The sequence below is a fragment of the Deferrisoma camini S3R1 genome, assembly GCF_000526155.1.
In the GTDB taxonomy this organism is placed as follows: domain Bacteria; phylum Desulfobacterota; class Deferrisomatia; order Deferrisomatales; family Deferrisomataceae; genus Deferrisoma; species Deferrisoma camini.
Genome location: NZ_JAFN01000001.1, coordinates 890,129 through 908,089, shown reverse-complemented (window position 1 = coordinate 908,089; position 17,961 = coordinate 890,129). Strand labels below are relative to the sequence as shown.

22 protein-coding genes and 1 tRNA gene are annotated in these 17,961 nt (G+C 71.2%); 9 read left to right on the top strand and 14 right to left on the bottom strand.

Features of this window, described 5'->3' with window-relative positions:
• Nucleotides 1-67: 67 nt before the first annotated feature.
• The 5 genes from hypE to DEFCA_RS0103910 all read right to left on the bottom strand — a co-directional run bounded on the left by hypE (nt 68) and on the right by DEFCA_RS0103910 (nt 2,882).
• Complete coding sequence (gene hypE / locus DEFCA_RS0103930; RefSeq protein WP_169709434.1) at nt 68-1,066, bottom strand: hydrogenase expression/formation protein HypE; 999 nt, start codon at nt 1,064-1,066, stop codon at nt 68-70.
• Nucleotides 1,059-2,162, bottom strand: coding sequence for a hydrogenase formation protein HypD (gene hypD / locus DEFCA_RS0103925; protein ID WP_029733522.1), 1,104 nt, complete (start codon nt 2,160-2,162; stop codon nt 1,059-1,061). The genes hypE and hypD overlap by 8 nt, the downstream gene beginning before the upstream one ends.
• Complete coding sequence (locus DEFCA_RS0103920; RefSeq protein ID WP_025321731.1) at nt 2,146-2,373, bottom strand: HypC/HybG/HupF family hydrogenase formation chaperone; 228 nt, start codon at nt 2,371-2,373, stop codon at nt 2,146-2,148. Before DEFCA_RS0103920 ends, hypD begins: the two co-directional genes overlap by 17 nt.
• A gap of 25 nt (nt 2,374-2,398) precedes the next feature.
• On the bottom strand, nt 2,399-2,674 hold the full coding sequence (locus tag DEFCA_RS0103915) for an HU family DNA-binding protein (RefSeq protein WP_025321730.1): 276 nt from the start codon (nt 2,672-2,674) through the stop codon (nt 2,399-2,401).
• A 131-nt stretch (nt 2,675-2,805) separates the two neighbouring features.
• Nucleotides 2,806-2,882 (bottom strand) — tRNA-Arg (locus tag DEFCA_RS0103910).
• A 141-nt stretch (nt 2,883-3,023) separates the two neighbouring features.
• Between DEFCA_RS0103910 and DEFCA_RS0103905 the strand changes: the two genes are divergently transcribed.
• Nucleotides 3,024-3,905, top strand: a complete 882-nt coding sequence (locus tag DEFCA_RS0103905; protein WP_025321729.1) for a PHP domain-containing protein — start codon at nt 3,024-3,026, stop codon at nt 3,903-3,905.
• Nucleotides 3,906-4,103: 198 nt separating this feature from the next.
• On the opposite strand, the gene DEFCA_RS0103900 is transcribed toward DEFCA_RS0103905, so the two are convergent.
• The 3 genes from DEFCA_RS0103900 to DEFCA_RS0103890 form a co-directional block, all read right to left on the bottom strand.
• On the bottom strand, nt 4,104-5,303 hold the full coding sequence (locus DEFCA_RS0103900) for an IS4 family transposase (RefSeq protein WP_025321572.1): 1,200 nt from the start codon (nt 5,301-5,303) through the stop codon (nt 4,104-4,106).
• Between the two features lie 76 nt (nt 5,304-5,379).
• Entirely contained in the window at nt 5,380-5,589 is a 210-nt protein-coding gene (locus DEFCA_RS0103895; RefSeq protein ID WP_025321728.1) for a dodecin family protein, read from the bottom strand.
• 405 nt (nt 5,590-5,994) lie between these two features.
• The gene (locus DEFCA_RS0103890; protein ID WP_025321727.1) at nt 5,995-7,110 is read right to left on the bottom strand and encodes a baeRF10 domain-containing protein; all 1,116 of its coding nucleotides are present in this window, start codon (nt 7,108-7,110) and stop codon (nt 5,995-5,997) included.
• Nucleotides 7,111-7,253: 143 nt separating this feature from the next.
• On the opposite strand from DEFCA_RS0103890, the gene thiF reads away from it, so the two are divergent.
• The 4 genes from thiF to DEFCA_RS0103870 are packed head-to-tail and all read left to right on the top strand — an operon-like array spanning nt 7,254 to nt 10,624.
• Nucleotides 7,254-8,087, top strand: coding sequence for a sulfur carrier protein ThiS adenylyltransferase ThiF (gene thiF / locus DEFCA_RS0103885; RefSeq protein WP_025321726.1), 834 nt, complete (start codon nt 7,254-7,256; stop codon nt 8,085-8,087).
• Complete coding sequence (locus tag DEFCA_RS0103880; protein WP_025321725.1) at nt 8,065-9,663, top strand: glycerol-3-phosphate dehydrogenase/oxidase; 1,599 nt, start codon at nt 8,065-8,067, stop codon at nt 9,661-9,663. Before thiF ends, DEFCA_RS0103880 begins: the two co-directional genes overlap by 23 nt.
• Nucleotides 9,660-10,442, top strand: coding sequence for an NAD-dependent deacylase (locus DEFCA_RS0103875; protein WP_245693425.1), 783 nt, complete (start codon nt 9,660-9,662; stop codon nt 10,440-10,442). Before DEFCA_RS0103880 ends, DEFCA_RS0103875 begins: the two co-directional genes overlap by 4 nt.
• Nucleotides 10,439-10,624, top strand: coding sequence for a ferredoxin (locus tag DEFCA_RS0103870; RefSeq protein WP_025321723.1), 186 nt, complete (start codon nt 10,439-10,441; stop codon nt 10,622-10,624). The genes DEFCA_RS0103875 and DEFCA_RS0103870 overlap by 4 nt, the downstream gene beginning before the upstream one ends.
• On the opposite strand, the gene DEFCA_RS24010 is transcribed toward DEFCA_RS0103870, so the two are convergent.
• Nucleotides 10,609-10,734: a hypothetical protein gene (locus DEFCA_RS24010; RefSeq protein ID WP_281173732.1), complete on the bottom strand. Its 126-nt coding sequence runs from the start codon at nt 10,732-10,734 to the stop codon at nt 10,609-10,611. The genes DEFCA_RS0103870 and DEFCA_RS24010 overlap by 16 nt on opposite strands.
• Nucleotides 10,735-10,819: 85 nt before the next feature.
• Entirely contained in the window at nt 10,820-11,998 is a 1,179-nt protein-coding gene (locus DEFCA_RS0103860; RefSeq protein ID WP_025321722.1) for a CaiB/BaiF CoA transferase family protein, read from the bottom strand.
• Nucleotides 11,999-12,146: 148 nt separating this feature from the next.
• Here DEFCA_RS0103860 and DEFCA_RS21990 point away from each other — a divergent pair, with 148 nt between their 5' ends.
• From DEFCA_RS21990 to DEFCA_RS0103845, 3 genes are read left to right on the top strand one after another with little or no spacing between them, the layout of a single operon-like run.
• The gene (locus DEFCA_RS21990; protein WP_025321721.1) at nt 12,147-12,602 is read left to right on the top strand and encodes a hypothetical protein; all 456 of its coding nucleotides are present in this window, start codon (nt 12,147-12,149) and stop codon (nt 12,600-12,602) included.
• A complete protein-coding gene (locus DEFCA_RS21985) occupies nt 12,563-13,114 on the top strand; it encodes a GspH/FimT family protein (RefSeq protein ID WP_169709433.1) in 552 nt (183 codons plus the stop codon). Before DEFCA_RS21990 ends, DEFCA_RS21985 begins: the two co-directional genes overlap by 40 nt.
• Nucleotides 13,111-13,488, top strand: a complete 378-nt coding sequence (locus DEFCA_RS0103845; RefSeq protein WP_025321719.1) for a prepilin-type N-terminal cleavage/methylation domain-containing protein — start codon at nt 13,111-13,113, stop codon at nt 13,486-13,488. Before DEFCA_RS21985 ends, DEFCA_RS0103845 begins: the two co-directional genes overlap by 4 nt.
• Nucleotides 13,489-13,584: 96 nt before the next feature.
• Here DEFCA_RS0103845 and queA read toward each other — a convergent pair whose 3' ends face one another.
• From queA to DEFCA_RS0103825, 4 genes are all read right to left on the bottom strand, one after another.
• On the bottom strand, nt 13,585-14,628 hold the full coding sequence (queA, locus tag DEFCA_RS0103840; protein WP_025321718.1) for a tRNA preQ1(34) S-adenosylmethionine ribosyltransferase-isomerase QueA: 1,044 nt from the start codon (nt 14,626-14,628) through the stop codon (nt 13,585-13,587).
• Nucleotides 14,625-15,491 (bottom strand): protease modulator HflC, encoded by an 867-nt coding sequence (hflC, locus tag DEFCA_RS0103835; protein WP_025321717.1) that lies wholly within the window; start codon nt 15,489-15,491, stop codon nt 14,625-14,627. Before hflC ends, queA begins: the two co-directional genes overlap by 4 nt.
• 1 nt (nt 15,492) lies before the next feature.
• Nucleotides 15,493-16,506: an FtsH protease activity modulator HflK gene (gene hflK / locus DEFCA_RS0103830; RefSeq protein WP_025321716.1), complete on the bottom strand. Its 1,014-nt coding sequence runs from the start codon at nt 16,504-16,506 to the stop codon at nt 15,493-15,495.
• 93 nt (nt 16,507-16,599) lie between these two features.
• Nucleotides 16,600-17,259, bottom strand: coding sequence for a uracil-DNA glycosylase (locus tag DEFCA_RS0103825; protein ID WP_025321715.1), 660 nt, complete (start codon nt 17,257-17,259; stop codon nt 16,600-16,602).
• 126 nt (nt 17,260-17,385) lie between these two features.
• Here DEFCA_RS0103825 and DEFCA_RS19090 point away from each other — a divergent pair, with 126 nt between their 5' ends.
• Nucleotides 17,386-17,841, top strand: a complete 456-nt coding sequence (locus DEFCA_RS19090) for a VanZ family protein (RefSeq protein WP_025321714.1) — start codon at nt 17,386-17,388, stop codon at nt 17,839-17,841.
• The last annotated feature ends 120 nt before the right edge of the window (nt 17,842-17,961 follow it).

The following is a 17,961-nucleotide window of genomic DNA, read 5'->3' as shown; positions in this document are numbered from 1 at the left end:
CTCCGAGTGCGAGATCCTAGCCGCCGCGCCCGGCTCGTCAAGGGGGGTTCCCCCTCCCGGGCCCGGTTCAGCAGATACGCGGCAGCAGCTCCCCCGCCGGCTCGTCCACCAGCCGGGTTCCCCCCAGCACGGTTCGGGCCAACACCCTGGCCGGTCCTTCCCTCACCTCCCCCACCACGGCCGCCCGGCGGCCGAGGGGGTGGGCCCGGAGGGCCTCCAGGGCCCGCTGGGCGTCCGTGCCGGCCACGAACGCCAGCGCGCATCCCTCGTTGGCCACCTCCAGCGGATCGTACCCCAGCAGATCGCAGGCGGTCCGGACCGCCGGAGCCACGGGCACGCGCGCCTCGTCGATCACGATCTCCACGCACGAGGCCGACGCGATCTCGTTGAGCGCACCGGCCACCCCGCCCCGGGTGGGATCCCTGAGCACGTGCACCTCCACGCCGCTGGCAAGCAGCGCCGACACCAGCCCGTTCAACGGGGCCACGTCGCTCTCGATCTCCGCCTCGAACCCGATCCCCTCCCGGCGGGACAATACCGCGATCCCGTGGCGTCCGACGTCGCCGGTCAGCACGACCGCATCGCCCGGCCGGGCCGCCGACCCGCTGAGGACCGGCGCCTCGGGCAGGGCCCCGATGCCGGCCGTGTTGACCACCGGGTCCCCGAACGGCACCACCTTGGTGTCGCCGGCCACGATCCGCACGCCGGCCTGCCGGGCCCGGCTGGCCATCCGGGCCACGATCTCCTCGAGATCCCGCAGGGGAAACCCCTCGGGCAGCACGAACCCCGCGGTCAGGTACAGGGGACGGGCGCCCACCATGGCCAGGTCGTTCACGGTACCGCACACCGCCAGGTCTCCCAGGTTCCCGCCCGGAAACCGCCAGGGCTGCACCACGAACGAGTCCGTGGTCACCGCCAGCCGGCCGGCCGGCACCTCGACCCGCGCGGCGTCGTCCGAGCCCCCACCCCCCGCATCGCCCAGGCCGGCCAGGAACACGTCCCGGATCAGCTCGCGCATCTCCCGGCCCCCGCCGCCGTGGGCCCGGGTCACCACCGGCTCAGCCATCAGCCCGCCCTCGGTAGCGATAGTGGGCGCCGCAGGCGCCCTCGGAGCTCACCATGCACGCCCCCACCGGCTGCTGGGGCGTGCAGGCCCGGGCGAACAGGGGACACTCCGCCGGCTCGATCCGGCCCCGCAGCACCTCCGCGCACCGGCACCCCGCGGGTTCCCGGCCCTCGAACCGCACCCCCTGCAGGAACCTCCTCCGGGCGTCCCAGGGCGCGAAGGCGGGCCGCAGGTCGTACCCGCTCCCGTCGATCTCCCCCAGCCCCCGCCACCGGGCGGGAGCCCTCTGGAACACCCGCTCCAACGCCTCTTGGGCCGCGCGGTTTCCCTCGGCCGACACCGCCCGGGGGTAGGCGTTCTCGACCCGGGCCTCCCCCCGCTGCACCTGGCCGAGCAGGCATAGCACCCCGGCCAGCACGTCCTCGGGCTCGAACCCCGCTACGCAGCAAGGAACACCGTACCTTTCGGCAAGCGGTTCGTAGGCTTTAGCCCCCAGCACCATGCTGGCGTGTCCCGGGCACAGGAAGGCCCCGATCCGCACCTCGGGATCCTGGAGCAGGGCCTCCATGGCCGGGAGGATCGCCTTGTGGGCCGAGAGCACCGAGAAGTTCCGAACCCCCTCCTGCCGGGCCCGCAGCAGGGCGGCGGCCACGGTGGGAGCCGTGGTCTCGAACCCCAGGCCCAGGAGAACCACCTCCCGGTCCGGGTTCCGCTCGGCCAGGGCCAGCGCGTCCAGCGCCGAGTACACCACCCGCACGTCCGCCCCCTGGGACCGGGCCCGATCCAGGGAGCCGCGGGTGCCTGGCACCCGCACGGCGTCGCCGTAGGTGGCCAGGATCACCCCGGCCTCCCGGACCAGGTGGAGGGCCTGGTCGAACAGGTCCACCGGGGTCACGCACACCGGGCACCCCGGGCCCGACAGCAGCCGCACCCCCTCCGGCAGCAGGCCCCGGAGCCCCATCCGGGCCGCCGCCACCGTGTGGGTGCCGCACACCTCCATGATGGCCACGGAGGGACCGCGGTAGGCCCGCAGCCGTTCCACGAACCCAGAGACAAGTTCGGGCCCTGACGGGCCCGTGTCACGAAGGAGATTCATCCAGTACCTGCCGAAACAACTCCCGGGTCTGCCGGGCCTCGTCCGGGTCGACCCGGTGCAGGGCGAAGCCGGCGTGGACGATCACGAAATCGCCGAGCTCCACCTCGGGCAGCAGGGCCGTGGAGACGACCCTACGGACCCCGCCGAAGTCCACCTCGGCGGTTCCGTCACCCGCCAATCGCACGATCTCACCCGGCACCGCTACGCACATGCCCGCCCCCCGAACCGGAAGGCCTTCACGAATCGATCCTCTCCTTGAGCTCCTTGCCGACCTTGAAGTAGGGAAGCCGCTTCGGCGGCACCTGGATCCGTTCCCCCGTCTTGGGGTTGCGCCCCACGTACGCCCCGTACTTCTTCACGCAGAAGCTGCCGAACCCCCGGATCTCGATCCGGTCCTCCCGGAGGATCGCCTCCTCCATGGCCGTGAAGAAGGCCTCCACGGCCGCCCGGGCCTCCTTCAGGGGCATGTCGCCCCGGTCGGACAGTGCCTTGATCAGGTCGGATTTGTTCATCGCTCGAACGCCTCCCGGCGAGGTCCCCGCACCAACGCCCTCTCCTTCACCAACCGGCCCCTCGTCTCCCCCGGGCCGGACCCGGGGATACCCGCGGATTCCTCGGGCCGCCCCGGGCCCCTGCACGAACGTGGTGCCCCCGGCAGGGCTCGAACCTGCGACTCCAGGATTAGGAATCCTGTGCTCTATCCGACTGAGCTACGGGGGCGTGTCCGAAAGCACGCCGATGCTAGATGCCCGTCCCTTGAAAGTCAAGGTGTTCAAAAGTCTACCGAAATCCCCTCGGAACCTTGACCCGGAAACCCGGGCCGCGTATATGAGCCGGTCCCCCTCATCAGGAGAGACCCCCATGGTGGATCTGCACACCCACAGCACCGCCTCGGACGGCACCTGGCCCCCCGGCCGCATCGTGGAGGAGGCCGTCCGGGTCGGCCTTCGGGCCGTGGGGCTCACGGACCACGACTCGGTGGACGGCAACGCCGAGCTGGTCGATGCCGGCCGAGCCCTGGGGGTCGCCGTGGTCCCCGGCGTGGAGATCTCCACCCGGTGGAACGGCGTCACCTTCCATCTCCTCGGCTACGGCATCGATCCCCGCATCCCAGAGGTGAAGGCCGCCTTCGACCGGCTGGCCCGCAGCCGCGAGGCACGGGCGCCGAGAATGATCGCCCGGCTCCGGGACCTGGGGATCCCGATCACGCTGGAGGAGGTTCGCGCCGAGGCCGGCGCCGCCCTGGTGGGGCGGCCCCACGTGGCCCGGGTGTTGGTCCGCAAAGGGGTGGTGAGGGACGTGCAGCAGGCATTCGACCGCCTGCTGGGCCGGGGCAGGCCGGCCTACGTGGACAAGGACCGCCTCGACCCGGCCGAGGCGTGCCGGACGATCCGGCGGGCCGGGGGCGTGGCGGTCCTCGCCCACCCCGGGCTGATCGAGGAGGACGCCCCGGGCCTTCTTCGCCCCCTCCTGGATCACCTGGTGGAGCTCGGCCTGGAAGGGATCGAGGCCTACTACAGCCGGCACACCCGGGAGCAGCAGGAACGATACCGCTCCCTCGCCGCCCGACGGGACCTGCTGGTCACCGGCGGAAGCGACTTCCACGAGCCCGGCTCCGACGGCCCGGCCCTGGGCACGGGCTACGGCTCCCTACACGTGCCGGATGCCTGTTTCGAGGCCCTGGCGCGCCGGCTCGAAGACCGCCGGCCGGAGCTCGGCCCGGTCCTCAAACCCGGGCTATAGGGCAATACTGTTCACTTTAAGATACGAACGTGTTCGCAAATGGGCTGCAGTCGCATGGGCGAGACCGTTTGGCGATGCCGAGTCGGATACGGGGTCATCTTCCGCTTCACCGCTCGCGGGTTGCGTCGACCACGACTGGACACCACTCGCTCTTCCAAAATCTCCTCCAGCACCTGCGCATGGAACGCCGCCCTGTGCTCAGGGGGGAGTGGCGACGAAAGCGGGCAGTCTCCGACGCACCACCCGCACCGTGTGAACGAAGGAAAGTTCGTCAGGATCCACATCGCCCTTGCGGGCGGCTTCATGCATGAGTCCTCGTATCGCAAAATGCGCCATCAGGAACCCAAAGAACTCCTGTCGGACGAGCTCCGGGGTCTTGCTCCGGAGCACAATCCGAGCCCCTCGGAGGTGCGTTTTCAACTCGTCGAGTGCAGTCTCGATCTCCCAGCGTTCCTGGTACAGGGCGGCCAACTCCTCTGCCGGGGCATCTTCAGGGTCGAGGATCGTGGTCACCAACCGGTACACGTCCTCTGCGCCTGGGACTCCGTCCAGTGTGTACTCGATCACCCGGACCATGACACCGCCCCGATCCTTTTGGCGAGCATAGGCGTTGGGATAGATCTTGCTCAGATAGGAACCATCGGACAGACGACGGATGCACGGCAGGCGTGCGCTTGCCTTCACTCGCCACAGCAGATCGGCTCCGGTTGCGCAGGCCTGGGTCCACAAGGGCCAGGAGAAGAAACACCGATCGGCCAGACACAGCATCCCGGGCCGCAAGGACTCCACCACGTGCCGAGCCAACGCGACCTCGCTCGTGTGGTATCCACCCATGCGGGAGCCGAACAGCACGTGGGTTCCGTTCTCCACCAAGGAGACGAACCGGATCTGCGGATAGGCGCTCCGTCCCCGGGCGGCCTTGGGGCGTCCGAAGGCTTGTTCGTTCTCCTGAGTATCGGCCACATCCAAGGTGCTGCCGTCCAGGCTGACCAGCCGCCAGCGCCGGTACCACGCCCCTCGGGTGGCCGTTTCGGCGATCGGCCGGACGAGTTCGTTGTGCAGCCGTTCGATCGGTTCCGCCCCCAGACGGGACCGCGCTTGGGAGATGGCCGATTTTCCGGCAACGCGAACGCGTTCACGGGGCCCCATGAGCCACTGGAGACCTTCGAGCAAACAGCGGAGCACCTCTCGTGTGGACACGCTCATGTACAACGCCAGTGCGATCACATAGTAGACCACGACATGGGCAGGTAAGGCGCGCTGTCGCTGGCTCGCCTTGCCTGTGGCTTGCAGCACCTCGTGCACCTTGGGCAGGGGGAACGTTTTTGCGATGACCCCCAGCGTGATGTAATCCGTGATCCGCGTGCCTTCGGGAAGCCCTGCTGGAGTTCGAGCCATCCTTCACCTCGCTTTCCATGAGTAAGGAAGACGAGAGAAGAATAGCACGAAGGCACACTAAGTGAACAGTATTGGGCTATAGGGTGTCTTCCAGGAGGAAGGTCACCCGCATGGTGACCCGATACTCCTGGATCGCCTCGTCCTTCACGCTGGCCCGCCACTCGGTGACGTGGAACCCCGTGATGTTCCGCAGCGTCTTGGCCGCCCGTTCGAACCCCTTGCGGATGGCGTCGTCGAAGCTCACCGGCGATGCCGCCACCAGTTCGGTAACCCGAGCCACTGCCATGATCGTCCTCCTTTGGGTGTGGTTGTCGACCCAACCGGCCGGGGAGGCCTCCTCAGGCCCCTGCGGGGTCGGGCAACGGAGAAGGTATTGAACCGGCAACGAAGTAGGCGCACTCACTCCCCTGTCCGGGGGCCCTTATACAAGGGGTCTGCTGGAGCGCCGCGTGCGGCTCCTTGGCTCGCCGCGCAGCGCCTCCAACGTTCGCACCGTGAAATCGTTCGTGCTGACCGGTCTGTCATGAAACCATCGCTGATGCCCCGTGCCTGCGCGGCGGATCTCATGCTCGGCTTCGCGCGCGGCCGGAAGCAGGCCCCATGCCCCCGGGCTTTGGCGCGGTTCGAGCGCTGCCTGGCCCCCTAGCTGCCTAGCGGGCCGAAGGCCCCGACCAACGACCAACAACCGAGGTCAGTACCGGAGGGCCGCCGCCACCCCCCCGGCCGCCTCCAGCCCCTCGTGGCCGTCCAGGAACGCGATCTGCCCGTCGCTCGCCAGGACCCTGCGCACCCACTCCTCCCCCAGATCCACGGCCTCCACCGGTCGCTCGCACCGGGGGCATCCCAGGGGCACCCGCTCCCCCAGCTCGCCGCAGCTCGCACACGCCCAGCCGGGCCGCCGGAACCCCTTGAGCAGGAACAGCTCGTGCACCCGGCCGTCCCGCACGGCCGTGCACACCGCGACGGTTCCCAGCGCCCGGCCGCCGTCCCGGTCCAGCACCCTCTGGAGCCGGCCGGCGGCCTCTCGGTCCCGGGCCCGGGCCAACGCCGCCAGGCTTCGTTCCACGACCTCGGCCGAACCGGCGTGGGGGTCCACCCGTAGCCGCGCCGCGAGGCGCTCCTGGATCCGGCGGGGCACCTCCCGCTCGAACGCGGCCACGATCTCGTCCGGTCCGGCCACGACCACCCGGCACCCGCCCCTCTCGTCCACCCAGGCGGTCATGCGGTCCGCGAGCCGCCGCAGGTTCCGGTGGAGGTGGTCCTCCACGTGCCGCTGATACCGGGCTTGGCTCCAGCCGCCCTGCTCGTGGCGGCCCGGGAACTCCTCGTCCTCGAACCGCCAGGTCCGCACCACCCCCCCCAGGTGAAACTCGTAGAGGCTGCCCCCCTCCGATCCCACGTGGGCCAGGATCCCCCGCTGGCCCTCCCACAGGTTCTCCACCGCCTGTTTCAGGAACGGCCGGTCCGCGCACTGCACCTCGTCCCGGAACGGGATGTAGCTGCGGACGATCCGGTACACCCCCAACCCCGAGCACGCGAACACGGCCACGCCGTTGTACTCCTCGTCCCACTCCCGGGCCACCAGCCCCTTCACGTAGTGCTCGATCTTCTCCCGGTCCGCCTCCACGCCGGCACCGGCCTCGGCCGGCTCCGACCCCAGGCACTCGCGCAGCCTGGACTTCACGAAGATCCGCACCCGTTCGCGCTCCCTCTCGGAGTTCCAGCGGGTGTTCAGGTACACGGTGAAGAAGGGATGTTCCGTGCGTGCGAGACGGGCGAGACGACGGATTTCCCGATCCAGGTCCATGGCACCCTCCCGGCGTTGGGTCGAACGGGGGAACGGCGTGGAATCCGAGCCTAGCCCGGTTGGCCGCCCTGTCAAGACACGGGTTGCGAACCGGCCGGTCCGGTGCCACAATCGCCTGCACACGCCGTCCCGGGAGGTTCCAGGTGCTTCGGATCAGGGTCAACGAGCGGTCGGTGGAGGTGCCCGAGGGCTCGCGGGTGGGCGACCTGCGTGACCGGTTCAGACCCGGGGCGGACGTGTTGGTGCGAAACGGGTTCCCGGCCCGGGCCGAGGAGCCGGTGCGGCCGGGGGACGAGATCGTCCTGATCCGTAGGGGCGAGGTCCCCTCAGCCGAGGAGATGGAGGCCCTGCTGGTGGCCCGCCACACCCCCGGCGTCCACGACCGGGTGAAGCGCGCCTGCGTGGGCATCGCCGGGTTGGGAGGCCTGGGAAGCCAGGTCGCCGTGGCCCTGGCGCGCACTGGGTTCGGCCGGCTGGTGCTGGCCGACTTCGACGTGGTCGAACCCAGCAACCTCAACCGGCAGCAGTACTTCGTGGACCAGATCGGCCTGCCCAAGGTGGAGGCCCTGGCCCACAACCTGCGCCGGATCAACCCTTACGTGGATCTGGAGCTCCGGCCGGTTCGGCTGACCCCGGCCAACGTGCCGGAGGTGTTCCGGGGCTGCCAGGTGGTGGTCGAGGCCTTCGATCGAGCCGACCAGAAGGCCATGTTGGTCGAGACCGTGCTGGCCCGGATGCCGGGCACCTGGATCGTGGCGGCCTCGGGGCTCGCAGGGTACGGCCCCAGCGACGCGATCCGCACCCACCGGGTGGCCCACCGCCTGTTCGTGGTGGGGGACCTGGAGTCCGAGGCCCGCCCCGGGGTGGGGCTCATGGCCCCACGGGTGGGGGTGGCGGCCCATGCCCAGGCGAACCTGGTCCTGCGTCTGGTGCTCGGAGAGGAGAAGGCGTCGGGTGGGAACCACGCGTCCCTATGACATCGCGGTGGTCGGGGGGGGGATCGTGGGCGCCGCGGCGGCCCGGGACGCGGTGCTGCGGGGGCTGCGGGTGGTGCTCCTCGAGCGGGGGGACTGGGCCTCGGGCACCACGGGCCGGGCTGCGGGCCTGATCCACAGCGGACTCCGGTTCGCCCGGGACCGGAAGTTCCACCTGGCACTGGAATGCCTCCGGGAACGGGAGATCCTCCACCGGATCGTGCCCCACCTCATCCGTCCCCTGCCGGTGATCGTGCCGGCCTATCGCGGGGGCTCCCTGACGCTGCGGCGGATCCGCTGGGGGTTTCGGTTCTACGACTGGCTCAGCATGGGGTCGGCCGACCCCGTCTGCCAGATCCTGTCCGAGCGCGAGGCGCTGCGTCGGGCGCCCGTGCTGGACGGCAAAGGCCTCCTGGGGGCGGGGCTGTTCTACGACTTCCACTGCGCCCTTCCGTCCCGGTTGGTTCTCGAGCACGTGCTCTCGGCCCGGGAACGGGGCGCGGACTGCCGGAACTACCACGAGGTGGAGCGGATTCGGCCGGGCCAGGGCTCGTTCCGCCTGGAGGTGCGCGAGGTCCAGACCGGCCGCCGGCACGTGCTGGAGGCCCGGGCGGTGATCAACGCGGCCGGCGCGTGGGCCGACGAGCTAGGGCGCCGGGCCGGCCCGGGCTGGGCGGCCCGGATCCGGATCCTGCAGGGGGCCCATCTGTGGATCGACGCGGATCTGGACACCGCCCTTTGGTGCGAGTCGTTCCCGCCGTGCTTCGCCGTACCCCGGGACGGCCACGTGGTGGCCGGGTGGCACCTGCGCGACCTCTCCGACCCGGCCCAGGCCGCCCATCCCGACGTGGAGGGGCTGAGGGAGTGGGTGGGCCTGGCCCGGACGCGCATGCCGGGCCTGGCCCGGGACCGTTCCCAGCTGCTCCTGGCCGAGGCCGGCGCCTGGGCCGTACCCCGGGGGCAACAGGACCGGGCCGGGGATCTGCCCTGCCGGTTCGAGGTGATCCCCTCGGGCGGGCCTCCGGGGTTCGTCACCCTGGCAGGCGGGAACCTGACCCTGTTTCGCCGGCTGGCGGAATACGGCGTGGATGCGGCCTGCCGGCACCTGGGCACCGCGGTCCCGGGAACCACGGACCGGACCCCCCTCGTCGGCGGCGGATTCGGTGACCAGGTCGTGTATCGGGAGAACCTGGTCGAGTGCACGGAGAACCTGCCCCACATCCCCCGGGAGGTGGTGGACCACCTGGTGAGCCTGTACGGCCGGAAGGCGTGCGACGTGATCGAGCTGGGCCTCGCCCGCGAGGATCTGCGCGAGCGTCTCGGCCCCGGATGCGACGACCGGAAGGCCCAGGTGGTCTACGCCGTACGTCAGGAAGGGGCCCGGCACCTGGACGACGTGCTGCTGCGACGGCTGGGCACGGGCCTGCGGCCCGACCGGGGGCTGGGGGTGGCCGAGGCGGCCTCCCGGCTCATGGCGCGGGAGCTGGGGTGGGACGAGCCCCGCCGCCGTCAGGAGCAGGAGCGGTTCGAGGAGCTGGTCTGGGCCCAGATCCGAACGGCCCAGGAGGTGTGGCGGTGAGCGGCCGGGATCCGGTGGCCGAGCTGACCGGCCTGCTCCGAAAAGCCCGGCGTCCCGTGGCCCTCACGGGCGCCGGCGTGTCCGCGGAGAGCGGGGTGCCCACGTTCCGGGGGCCGGACGGGCTGTGGAGGCGCCACCGGCCCGAGGACCTGGCCACGCCCGAGGCGTTCGCCCGCGACCCCGCCCTGGTGTGGGAGTGGTACAACTGGCGCAGGGAACGGATCGCCCCGGCCCGGCCCAACCCGGCCCATCGGTGGCTCGCCGCCTACGAACGGGCCAACCCCGGGTTCCTGCTGATCACCCAAAACGTGGACGGGCTGCACCGTCTGGCGGGAAGCCGCCGGCTGGTCGAGGTGCACGGCAACCTCTGGGTGCTCCGCTGCACCCGTTGCGGCCGGGAGGGCGAGGACCGGCGGGTGCCGTTGCCCGTGCCGCCCCGGTGCCCCGAGTGCGGCGGGCTGCTGAGGCCCGGGGTCGTGTGGTTTGGAGAGCCCCTGCCCGCCGAGGCCCTGACCCGGAGCACGGAGGCGGTGCAGGAGGCGGATCTCCTCCTCGTGATCGGCACCTCGGCCGTGGTCCAGCCGGTGGCCTCGTTTCCCCTGCTGGCCCGAGGGGCGGTGGTGGTCGAGATCAACCCGGCGGCCACCCCCCTCACCCCGTCCTTGGACCTGAGCGTACGTTCCGCCGCGGGGGCCCTGTTCCGACGGATTCCCCTGCCGGGGCCGCCCCCCGCGGGGAGCGGATCCCCTTCCCCCTCGCACCCCGGAGGAACCCCATGAAGAAGGTCTGGATCGACGACGAGTGCATCGCCTGCGGAACCTGTGTGGACATCTGCCCCGAGGTGTTCGAGCTCGAGGGCGACGTGGCCACGGTGCGCGCCGACGCCGACCTCTCCCTGGACGACCGGATCACGGAGGCGGCAGAGACGTGTCCGGTCGAGGCGATTCACTGCGAGTCCTGACCGTCCCGCCCCCCCGGGCGGGGCCCGGCCCTCCGGGCCTCCAGCCAGTAGATCCCGTAGATCCCGGCCAGGACCGCGAGCAGCACGACGAACAGGGCGTCGAGGCCCATGGCGTCCCTCCGGCGCGTGGGGTTCCGAGCGGTTGGATGCATCTCACCCCAGATCGGTTTCCAGCGCCTTGACCGGGGTCAAGGATCACGAGCCTGCCGCCGCCCCCTCGGCCAGCAGGGCGTGGATCTCCCCCTCCGACAGCCCCGCCTCGGTCAGCACCTCCCGGGTGTGCTCCCCCAGGCCGGGCGGCGGCCTGCGGACCGACCCGGGGGTGGCGGAGAGCCGGACCGGGAACCCCAGGGCCCGCAGGACCCCCCACCCCGGGATCTCGACGGGCCGAACCAGCTCCCTCTCCCGCCAGTGGGGATCGTCGGCCAGCTCGTCCACCTCCAGCACCGGGGAGGTGCAGCAGTCCACGGGCTCGAGCTCCCGAACCCACTCGTCCCGGGTACGGCTGCGGAACAGCGAGCGCAGCTCGTCGAAGATCCGGTCCCGCTCCTCCCCGCCTGCGAACTGGGCCCGGATCCACTCGGGCCGGCCGATGTGGCGACAGAACCGCTCCCAGAACTGGGGCTCCAGGGCCGCCAGCACCACGAAACGGCCGTCCGCCGTCTCGTACACCGCGTAACATGGGTATCCGCCCCCGAGATGGAGTTCCCGTTCCGGCGTGCCCACCTCCAGGTGGGCCCACCGGTAGGTGAGCCAGGTGGCCACACCGTCCACCATGGCGGCATCCACGACCTGCCCCCGGCCGGTGCGTTGCCGGGCCACCAGGGCCAGCAGGATCCCGATGCACGCGTTGAGCGCCCCGCCCCCCACGTCCCCGATCTGGAAGTGGGGCAGCACGGGCCGGCCCTGGGCGTCCCGGTTGAGCGCCAGGGCGCCCGCCACCCCCAGGTAGTTGGCGTCGTGGCCGGCCCGCTGGGCGTAGGGGCCGGACCGGCCGTATCCGGTGACCGCGCAGTAGATCAGCCGGGGGTTGCGCCCCAGGAGCTCGTCCGGCCCCAGGCCGAGCCGCTCCATGGCCCCGGGCCGGAACGACTCCACCACCACGTCGGCCGTGTCCACCAGGCGCAGCAGGGCGTCCCGGCCCCGGGGGTGCTTCAGGTCCAGGGCCACGCTTCGCTTGTTGCGGTTCAGGTTCAGGAAGAACAGGCTCTCGCCCCGCACCATGGGAGCGAATCCCCGCATGTAGTCGCCCCGGCCCGGCTGCTCCACCTTGATTACGTCCGCGCCGAAGTCCGCCAGGAGCTGGGTGGCGAACGGCCCCGGGAACAGGCGCGACAGGTCCAGCACCCGGATTCCTTCCAACGCTCCGTCCATCGGACACCTCCTCGGTTCCTGGACAATCGGGAAATCCGGGGTAGGGTAACGGCTTTCGAGGTATCGAGAAAAGCGGGCGGGTTGCCAATGATGACCGTATCGGTTAGACTTTGGTTCGTCGATCCTCCCAAGAAGGAGACAACTCGCCATGTGCCAGAGCTATCGCAAACCCTGTGCCTGCGGACAACGCACGGCCGAGCTGTTTTTCGGCCACATGATCCTCGACGAGGCGGCCGTGCGCGCCGTGTACTGCCCCGAGTGCGCGGCCACGGTGGAGCCGGACCCGGTGGCCGCGGTCGAGGACAACGGTTGGATCCTGGAGCTCGACATGGACGTCCTGCGGGCCTACGCCCCCCGGATGGACATGACCCCCGACGAGGTCACCGCCGAGAAGGTGTTCGACGGCGACTTCGTGACCTGGGTGGGCTTCAGCCCGGAGGACAACATCCAACGGGCGCGGGAGCGCCGGGAGATCGAGCAGCGCTACGCCGGGGACCCGAAGGCCCACTTCGAGGCCCTGAAGAAATGGGCCCTGGAGCGGGAGCAGAGGTTCTACGCCGAGGGGTGGCGCAAGGCCCAGCGGAAGAAGGCCGCCTACGGCTGACCCGGGGGCTGACCCTCCTGGAGCTCGTGCTGGTCCTGGTGATCCTCGCCGTGGCCGGGGCCGTGGCCATGCCCTACTATCTTGCCTCGCTGCCGAACCGGCGCGCCGCCGCCGCCACCCGCCAGGTGTTGACCGACCTTCGGCGGGCCCGGACCCTGGCGGTGGAGTCGGGGGAGCCGGTCTACGTCGTGTTCGAGGTGGGCACCTCGGTCTATCGAATCGTCCGCGAGGCCGACGGCGTGGCAGGGCCCACCCCCGGCGACCAGACGGACCGGGAGGTGGCCGTGACGGACCAGTTTCCGGGCGTGGTCCTGGGGTCCACCGTGGTGGCGGACCCGGTCACGTTCCAGAACGACGTGGCCGTGTTCCGGCCCCGCGGCACCTCCAACGGCGGCAGCGTGGTCCTCCGGGTGCCCGGCCGGGCGACCCCGGAGCGCAAGGTCGCCGTGCTGTCCACGACCGGGCGGGTGCGGGCGTACACCTGGAACCCGGGAACCGGGAGGTGGGAATGAGCCGGAGGGGGTTCACCCTGGTGGAGCTGCTGGTGGCCCTGGCACTGTTCGCCCTGGGGGTGGCCGCGCTGCTCCCCATGGCGGTGGCCAACCTGAGGGCGGTGGACGTGGCCGGCGTGCGCACCCAGGCCGTGGCCCTGGCCCAGGAGAAGGCCGAGGAGCTGCGCACGGTTCCCTTCGACGACCTGTCCCTTCGGGTGCCCGGCTCCGACGCCCCGGCGGCGGGGTTCACCCGGGAGTGGGAGTTCGCCGCGGTCCCCGCCCTGCCCGGCGACGCAGGGGACCTGAGGCGGATCGTGGTGAGGGTGAGCTGGGACCTCCCCGGCCGGGGCTCGGGCGGGGTCGCCCTGCCCCTGGCCCGCAGCCGGTACTGAGGGGAGCCTTCGGCCCGCTAGTGTCCCGTTCCCCAAGAAAGCATATCGATTGCAGCGGTGGGGCTGGGGGAATGCACGAACTTGCGGAGCAGGACACTAGGCGGCCGGGGGGCTCCCCAGCACCAGCATGGCGTCCCCGTAGGAGTAGAACCGGTACCCCGAGCGCACCGCGTGGCGGTACGCGGAGAGGATGCGGTCCGTGCCCCCGAACGCGCACACCAACACCAGCAGGGTCGAGCGGGGCAGGTGGAAGTTGGTCACCAGGCCCGACACCACCCGGAACCCGTGGCCCGGCCGGATGAACAGATCGGTCCACCCCACATCGGGTTCCACCCGGCCGGAGCGGCCCACGTGCTCGAGCACCCGGGTCACGGTGGTGCCCACCGCCACGACCCGGCCGCCCCGCTCCAGCGTCCGGTTCACCGCCCGGGCCGTGTCCGCCGGCACCTCGAACCACTCCCGGTGCATGCGGTGCTCGTCCAGATCCTCGACCCGCACCGGGAGGAACGTCCCCAACCCCACGTGCAACGTCACGCTGGCCCGACCCACCCCCCTTCGTTCCAGCGCCTCCAGCACCCGGGGGGTGAAGTGGAGCCCGGCGGTGGGGGCGGCCGCCGATCCCGCCCGATCGGGCCGAGCGAAAACGGTCTGGTACCACGACCGGTCCCGCCCGTCCGGAGCCTCCCGCCGGATGTAGGGGGGCAGGGGCATCCGCCCCACCCGATCGAGCCACGCCTCGACCGCTTCGGGCGCCTCGATCCGGACCCGGTAACGCCCCTCCCCCAGCGGCTCGAGCACCCGCACCCCGCCGTCCGCCACCTCGATCCGTACCCCGGCCCGCACCGGCTTGGACGCCCGCACCAGGGCCTCCCACTCCCCGGCCGCCAGCCGGGTCAGCAGAAGCACCTCGGCCCGGCCGCCCGTGGGCTTGCGGCCCAACAGCCGGGCCGGCAGGACCCGCGTGTCGTTCACCACCAGCAGGTCCCCCGGCTCCAGGTGGTCGGGCAGGTCCCGAAACCGCGCGTCCTCGAACGCCCCCGTCGGCCGCACCACCAGCAGGCGCGAGGCGTCCCGCGGGTCCACCGGAAACTGGGCGATGCAATCGGGGGGCAGTTCGTAGGTGAAGTCCCCGATCCTCACGGCCCCGAGCCCACCGGCGCCAGATAACGGAACAGCTGGCTCGTGGGGGACAGGAGCAGCACGTCGCCCTTCTTGATCCCCTTCCGGTAGATCTCGAGGCTGCGCATGAAGTCGTAGAACTCCGGGTCCTGGCCGAACGCCTCGGCGAAGATCCGGGTGGCCTCGGCGTCTCCCTCGCCCCGGATCTCCTGGGCCTTGCGGTATGCCTCGGCCAGCAGGATCGCCTTCTCCTTGTCGGCCTGGGATCGCACCTCCCGCGCCGCCTCCTCGCCCTCGGCCCGGTACCGGTGGGCCTGGCGCTTGCGCTCGGCCTGCATCCGGGCGTACACGGCCTTCTCGTTGGCCGGGGGCAGGTCCGCGCGCTTGATCCGGACGTCGACCACGGCGATGCCGAACTCCGCGGCCGCCTCCCGGGTGCGCTCGGTCACCTCGGCCATGATCTCGGAGCGCTTCTCGGCCACGATCTCGAGCAGGGTGTACTTGCCCAGCTGCTCGCGCACCTGGGAGTAGATGATGTCGTCCAGTCGGGACTGGGCCCCGCGCTCGTCCCGCACGGTCTGGTAGAACTTGAGCGGATCCACGATCTGCCACCGGGCGTAGTTGTCCACCTTGAGGTTCTTCTTGTCCTTGCTGATCACCTCGCGGGCCTCGGCGTCGTACTCCAACTGGCGGGCGTCGTACACCACCACGCTCTCCACCAGCGGGATGCGCACGTGCAGCCCCGGCGACCGGGGCCCGCCCACCGGCTTTCCGAGCCGGAGCACGATGGCCACCTCGGTCTGGTCCACGGTGAACAGCACGGTGCCCCAGGCGAGCGCACCGAGCGCGAACAGGATTCCGAGAATTCGGAGGATGCGTCCCATCTCAGTTCTTCTCCCCGGTGTTGAGGGGGCTCAGGGGCAGCAGGGGCAGCACCCCGGAGGCGCCCTGGGGCTCCAGCAGCACCAGCTTGGCGTTGGCCAGGATGTCGCGCATGGCGTCCAGGTACAGCCGCTTGCGGGTCACCTCCCGCGCCCGGCGGTACTCCTTCAACAGGGCCAGGAACCGGGCCGCGTCCCCCTGGGCCCGCTTGATCTGGGTCTCCCGGTAGGCCTGGGCCTCGTTGACGATCTTCTTGGCCTCGCCCCGGGCCTTGGGCAGCACGTCGTTCGCGTAGGCCTCGGCCTCATTCCGGAGCCGCTCCCGGTCCTCCCGGGCGCTGGCCACGTCACGGAACGCGTCGATCACCTGGGACGGCGGGTACACGTCCTGGAGCTTCACATACTCCACGGACACGCCGGTCTTATAGGAGTCCAGGATCCGCTGGAGGGTGTCGCGGGCCTCCAGCTGGATCTTGTCCTTCTGCTCGGTGAGCACGTCGTCCACGGTGTGCCGGCCCACCACCTCACGCATGGTCGCCTCGGCCGCGTCCCGCACCGCGCCCTCGGGATCGCGCACGTTGAACAGGAACTCCACGGGGTCGCGCACCCGGTACTGGACGATGAACTCGGTGGACACGATGTTCTCGTCTCCCGTGAGCATGAGCGCCTCGGCTGGCACCTTCTGGTACCGGGCCGGGGGGCCCACCGCGACGGTCCGGAACCCCACCTCGACCCTGCGCACCTTGGTGACCTTGGGTCGGAGCACCGACTCGATGGGGTACGGCAGGCGCCAGTGGGGCCCCGGCCCCACGGTGTAGGAGTACCGGCCGAACCGCTTCACCACGCCCACCTCGTCGGGGTTCACGATGTAGAACCCCGTGGCCGCCCATCCCAGCAGCACCACGGCGGCGGCCACCGTGGCCAGCCCTCCTCCGAACCACCCCCCGAACCGTTCCCGCAGCTCCGCCACGATCTCTCCGGGGCTCTTGGGGTTGCCCATGTCGTCTTGCCAGTCCATCGTTTTCTCCTCTCTGCCGAACCCGGCCCTCACGGCTTCCGGACACCTTACCCGGTTCGGCCGGTTCGTCAAACCCGAATGGGCCGCGGCGGCTCACTCCGCCAGGAGTCGCGCCACGGCCTTCAGATCCGCCCACGCCTGGCGCTTGAACCTCGGCCGGCGCAGCAGGAACGCCGGATGGTAGGTGGGCACCACGGTCCACGGCCCAACGGGCTGTGCCTTGCCCCGCAGCTCCGAGATCGAGCCCGTGACTCCCAGCAGGGCCCGGGCCGCATGGGCCCCGAGGGCGCAGATCACCCGGGGCCGGATCGCCTCGATCTGGGCCCACAGGAAGGCCACGCAGGTCTCCACCTCGTCCGCCAGGGGATCGCGGTTGTCCGGGGGCCGACACTTGAGCACGTTGGCGATGTACACCCGCCCCCGGTCCAGGCCCAGGGCCGCGAGCATCCGGTCCAGGAGTTGGCCGGCCCGTCCGACGAACGGCTCGCCCCGCAGGTCCTCCTGGAACCCCGGGGCCTCCCCCACGAACACGACCCGGGCACGCTCGTCCCCCACCCCGAACACGATCCGGGTCCGGGTCTGCCACAGCCGGCACCGGCGACACTCCCCCAGCTCCCGCCGGACCGCGGCCAGATCCGACGCGGCGGGCCGGGAGGAGGCGGGCGCCCCGGCCACCAGCCAGGCTCCCGAGTTCACGGCGAACCGAAGGGTTTCGAGGAGTTCCGGGTCCAGGGAGGGTCGGTGGGTTCGCAAGGGCACAAGATTCCGGCAAGGGGTTGATGGGCGGCGGGGCCCCGACCGGTTGCATTCTAGGGTTGGCCGTGCGTACCCTGCAAGGCGATGGCCGCTTGGGGTCCCGGTTCCGCATCCGAGGAGATCATGCCCACCCGGGTTCGTTCGCTGCTTTGGCGGTTCGGTCCGCCGGTGCTGTACATGGCCGTGGTGTTCGGCCTGTCCAACTCGTCGCGCCCCCCCCTGCCCCGTTTCCTGTGGGCGCTGGGCGACAAGCCCCTGCACGCCTTGGAGTACGTGCCCATGGGCTACCTGTGGGCCCGGGCGTTGGGGGTGCGCGGCCGGCGGGGCCTCGCGTGGGGGTTCCTGGCCGCGGCCGCGTTCGGCGCGACCGACGAGGTCCACCAGTGGTTCGTGCCCCGTCGCCAGCCCAGCTGGCTCGATTGGGTGGCGGACCTGGTGGGGGCGTCGGTGGGGGTGGGCCTGTGGGCCGCCGTGCGGAGCCGGCTGCCGGCGGGAAGGGGCGGGCCGCCCCGCGCCCGGACCCCGGCCCCCTGGCCGGCGGCAAAGACCGCGGCCGAGCCCCCTTCCGAATGCTGCTGACTCCGCCCCACCAGGGCCCATCGCGCATTGCGGCAATCCTAGTTGAAGGGCTTACTAAGGCCTACGAAGGTATTGCCGGACGCGGGTGGGGGACTGGCTCCGGCCGGGCGCGAGTGCGGC

Excerpts from the sequence above, each read along its gene's own strand:
- hypE (WP_169709434.1), bottom strand. The coding sequence starts at position 1,066 with ATGGCTGAGCCGGTGGTGACCCGGGCCCACGGCGGCGGGGGCCGGGAG.
- hypD (WP_029733522.1), bottom strand. The coding sequence starts at position 2,162 with ATGAATCTCCTTCGTGACACGGGCCCGTCAGGGCCCGAACTTGTCTCT.
- DEFCA_RS0103920 (WP_025321731.1), bottom strand. The coding sequence starts at position 2,373 with ATGTGCGTAGCGGTGCCGGGTGAGATCGTGCGATTGGCGGGTGACGGA.
- DEFCA_RS0103915 (WP_025321730.1), bottom strand. The coding sequence starts at position 2,674 with ATGAACAAATCCGACCTGATCAAGGCACTGTCCGACCGGGGCGACATG.
- DEFCA_RS0103905 (WP_025321729.1), top strand. The coding sequence starts at position 3,024 with ATGGTGGATCTGCACACCCACAGCACCGCCTCGGACGGCACCTGGCCC.
- DEFCA_RS0103900 (WP_025321572.1), bottom strand. The coding sequence starts at position 5,303 with ATGGCTCGAACTCCAGCAGGGCTTCCCGAAGGCACGCGGATCACGGAT.
- DEFCA_RS0103895 (WP_025321728.1), bottom strand. The coding sequence starts at position 5,589 with ATGGCAGTGGCTCGGGTTACCGAACTGGTGGCGGCATCGCCGGTGAGC.
- DEFCA_RS0103890 (WP_025321727.1), bottom strand. The coding sequence starts at position 7,110 with ATGGACCTGGATCGGGAAATCCGTCGTCTCGCCCGTCTCGCACGCACG.
- DEFCA_RS0103870 (WP_025321723.1), top strand. The coding sequence starts at position 10,439 with ATGAAGAAGGTCTGGATCGACGACGAGTGCATCGCCTGCGGAACCTGT.
- DEFCA_RS24010 (WP_281173732.1), bottom strand. The coding sequence starts at position 10,734 with ATGGGCCTCGACGCCCTGTTCGTCGTGCTGCTCGCGGTCCTGGCCGGG.
- DEFCA_RS0103860 (WP_025321722.1), bottom strand. The coding sequence starts at position 11,998 with ATGGACGGAGCGTTGGAAGGAATCCGGGTGCTGGACCTGTCGCGCCTG.
- DEFCA_RS21990 (WP_025321721.1), top strand. The coding sequence starts at position 12,147 with ATGTGCCAGAGCTATCGCAAACCCTGTGCCTGCGGACAACGCACGGCC.
- DEFCA_RS0103845 (WP_025321719.1), top strand. The coding sequence starts at position 13,111 with ATGAGCCGGAGGGGGTTCACCCTGGTGGAGCTGCTGGTGGCCCTGGCA.
- hflC (WP_025321717.1), bottom strand. The coding sequence starts at position 15,491 with ATGGGACGCATCCTCCGAATTCTCGGAATCCTGTTCGCGCTCGGTGCG.
- hflK (WP_025321716.1), bottom strand. The coding sequence starts at position 16,506 with ATGGACTGGCAAGACGACATGGGCAACCCCAAGAGCCCCGGAGAGATC.
- DEFCA_RS19090 (WP_025321714.1), top strand. The coding sequence starts at position 17,386 with ATGCCCACCCGGGTTCGTTCGCTGCTTTGGCGGTTCGGTCCGCCGGTG.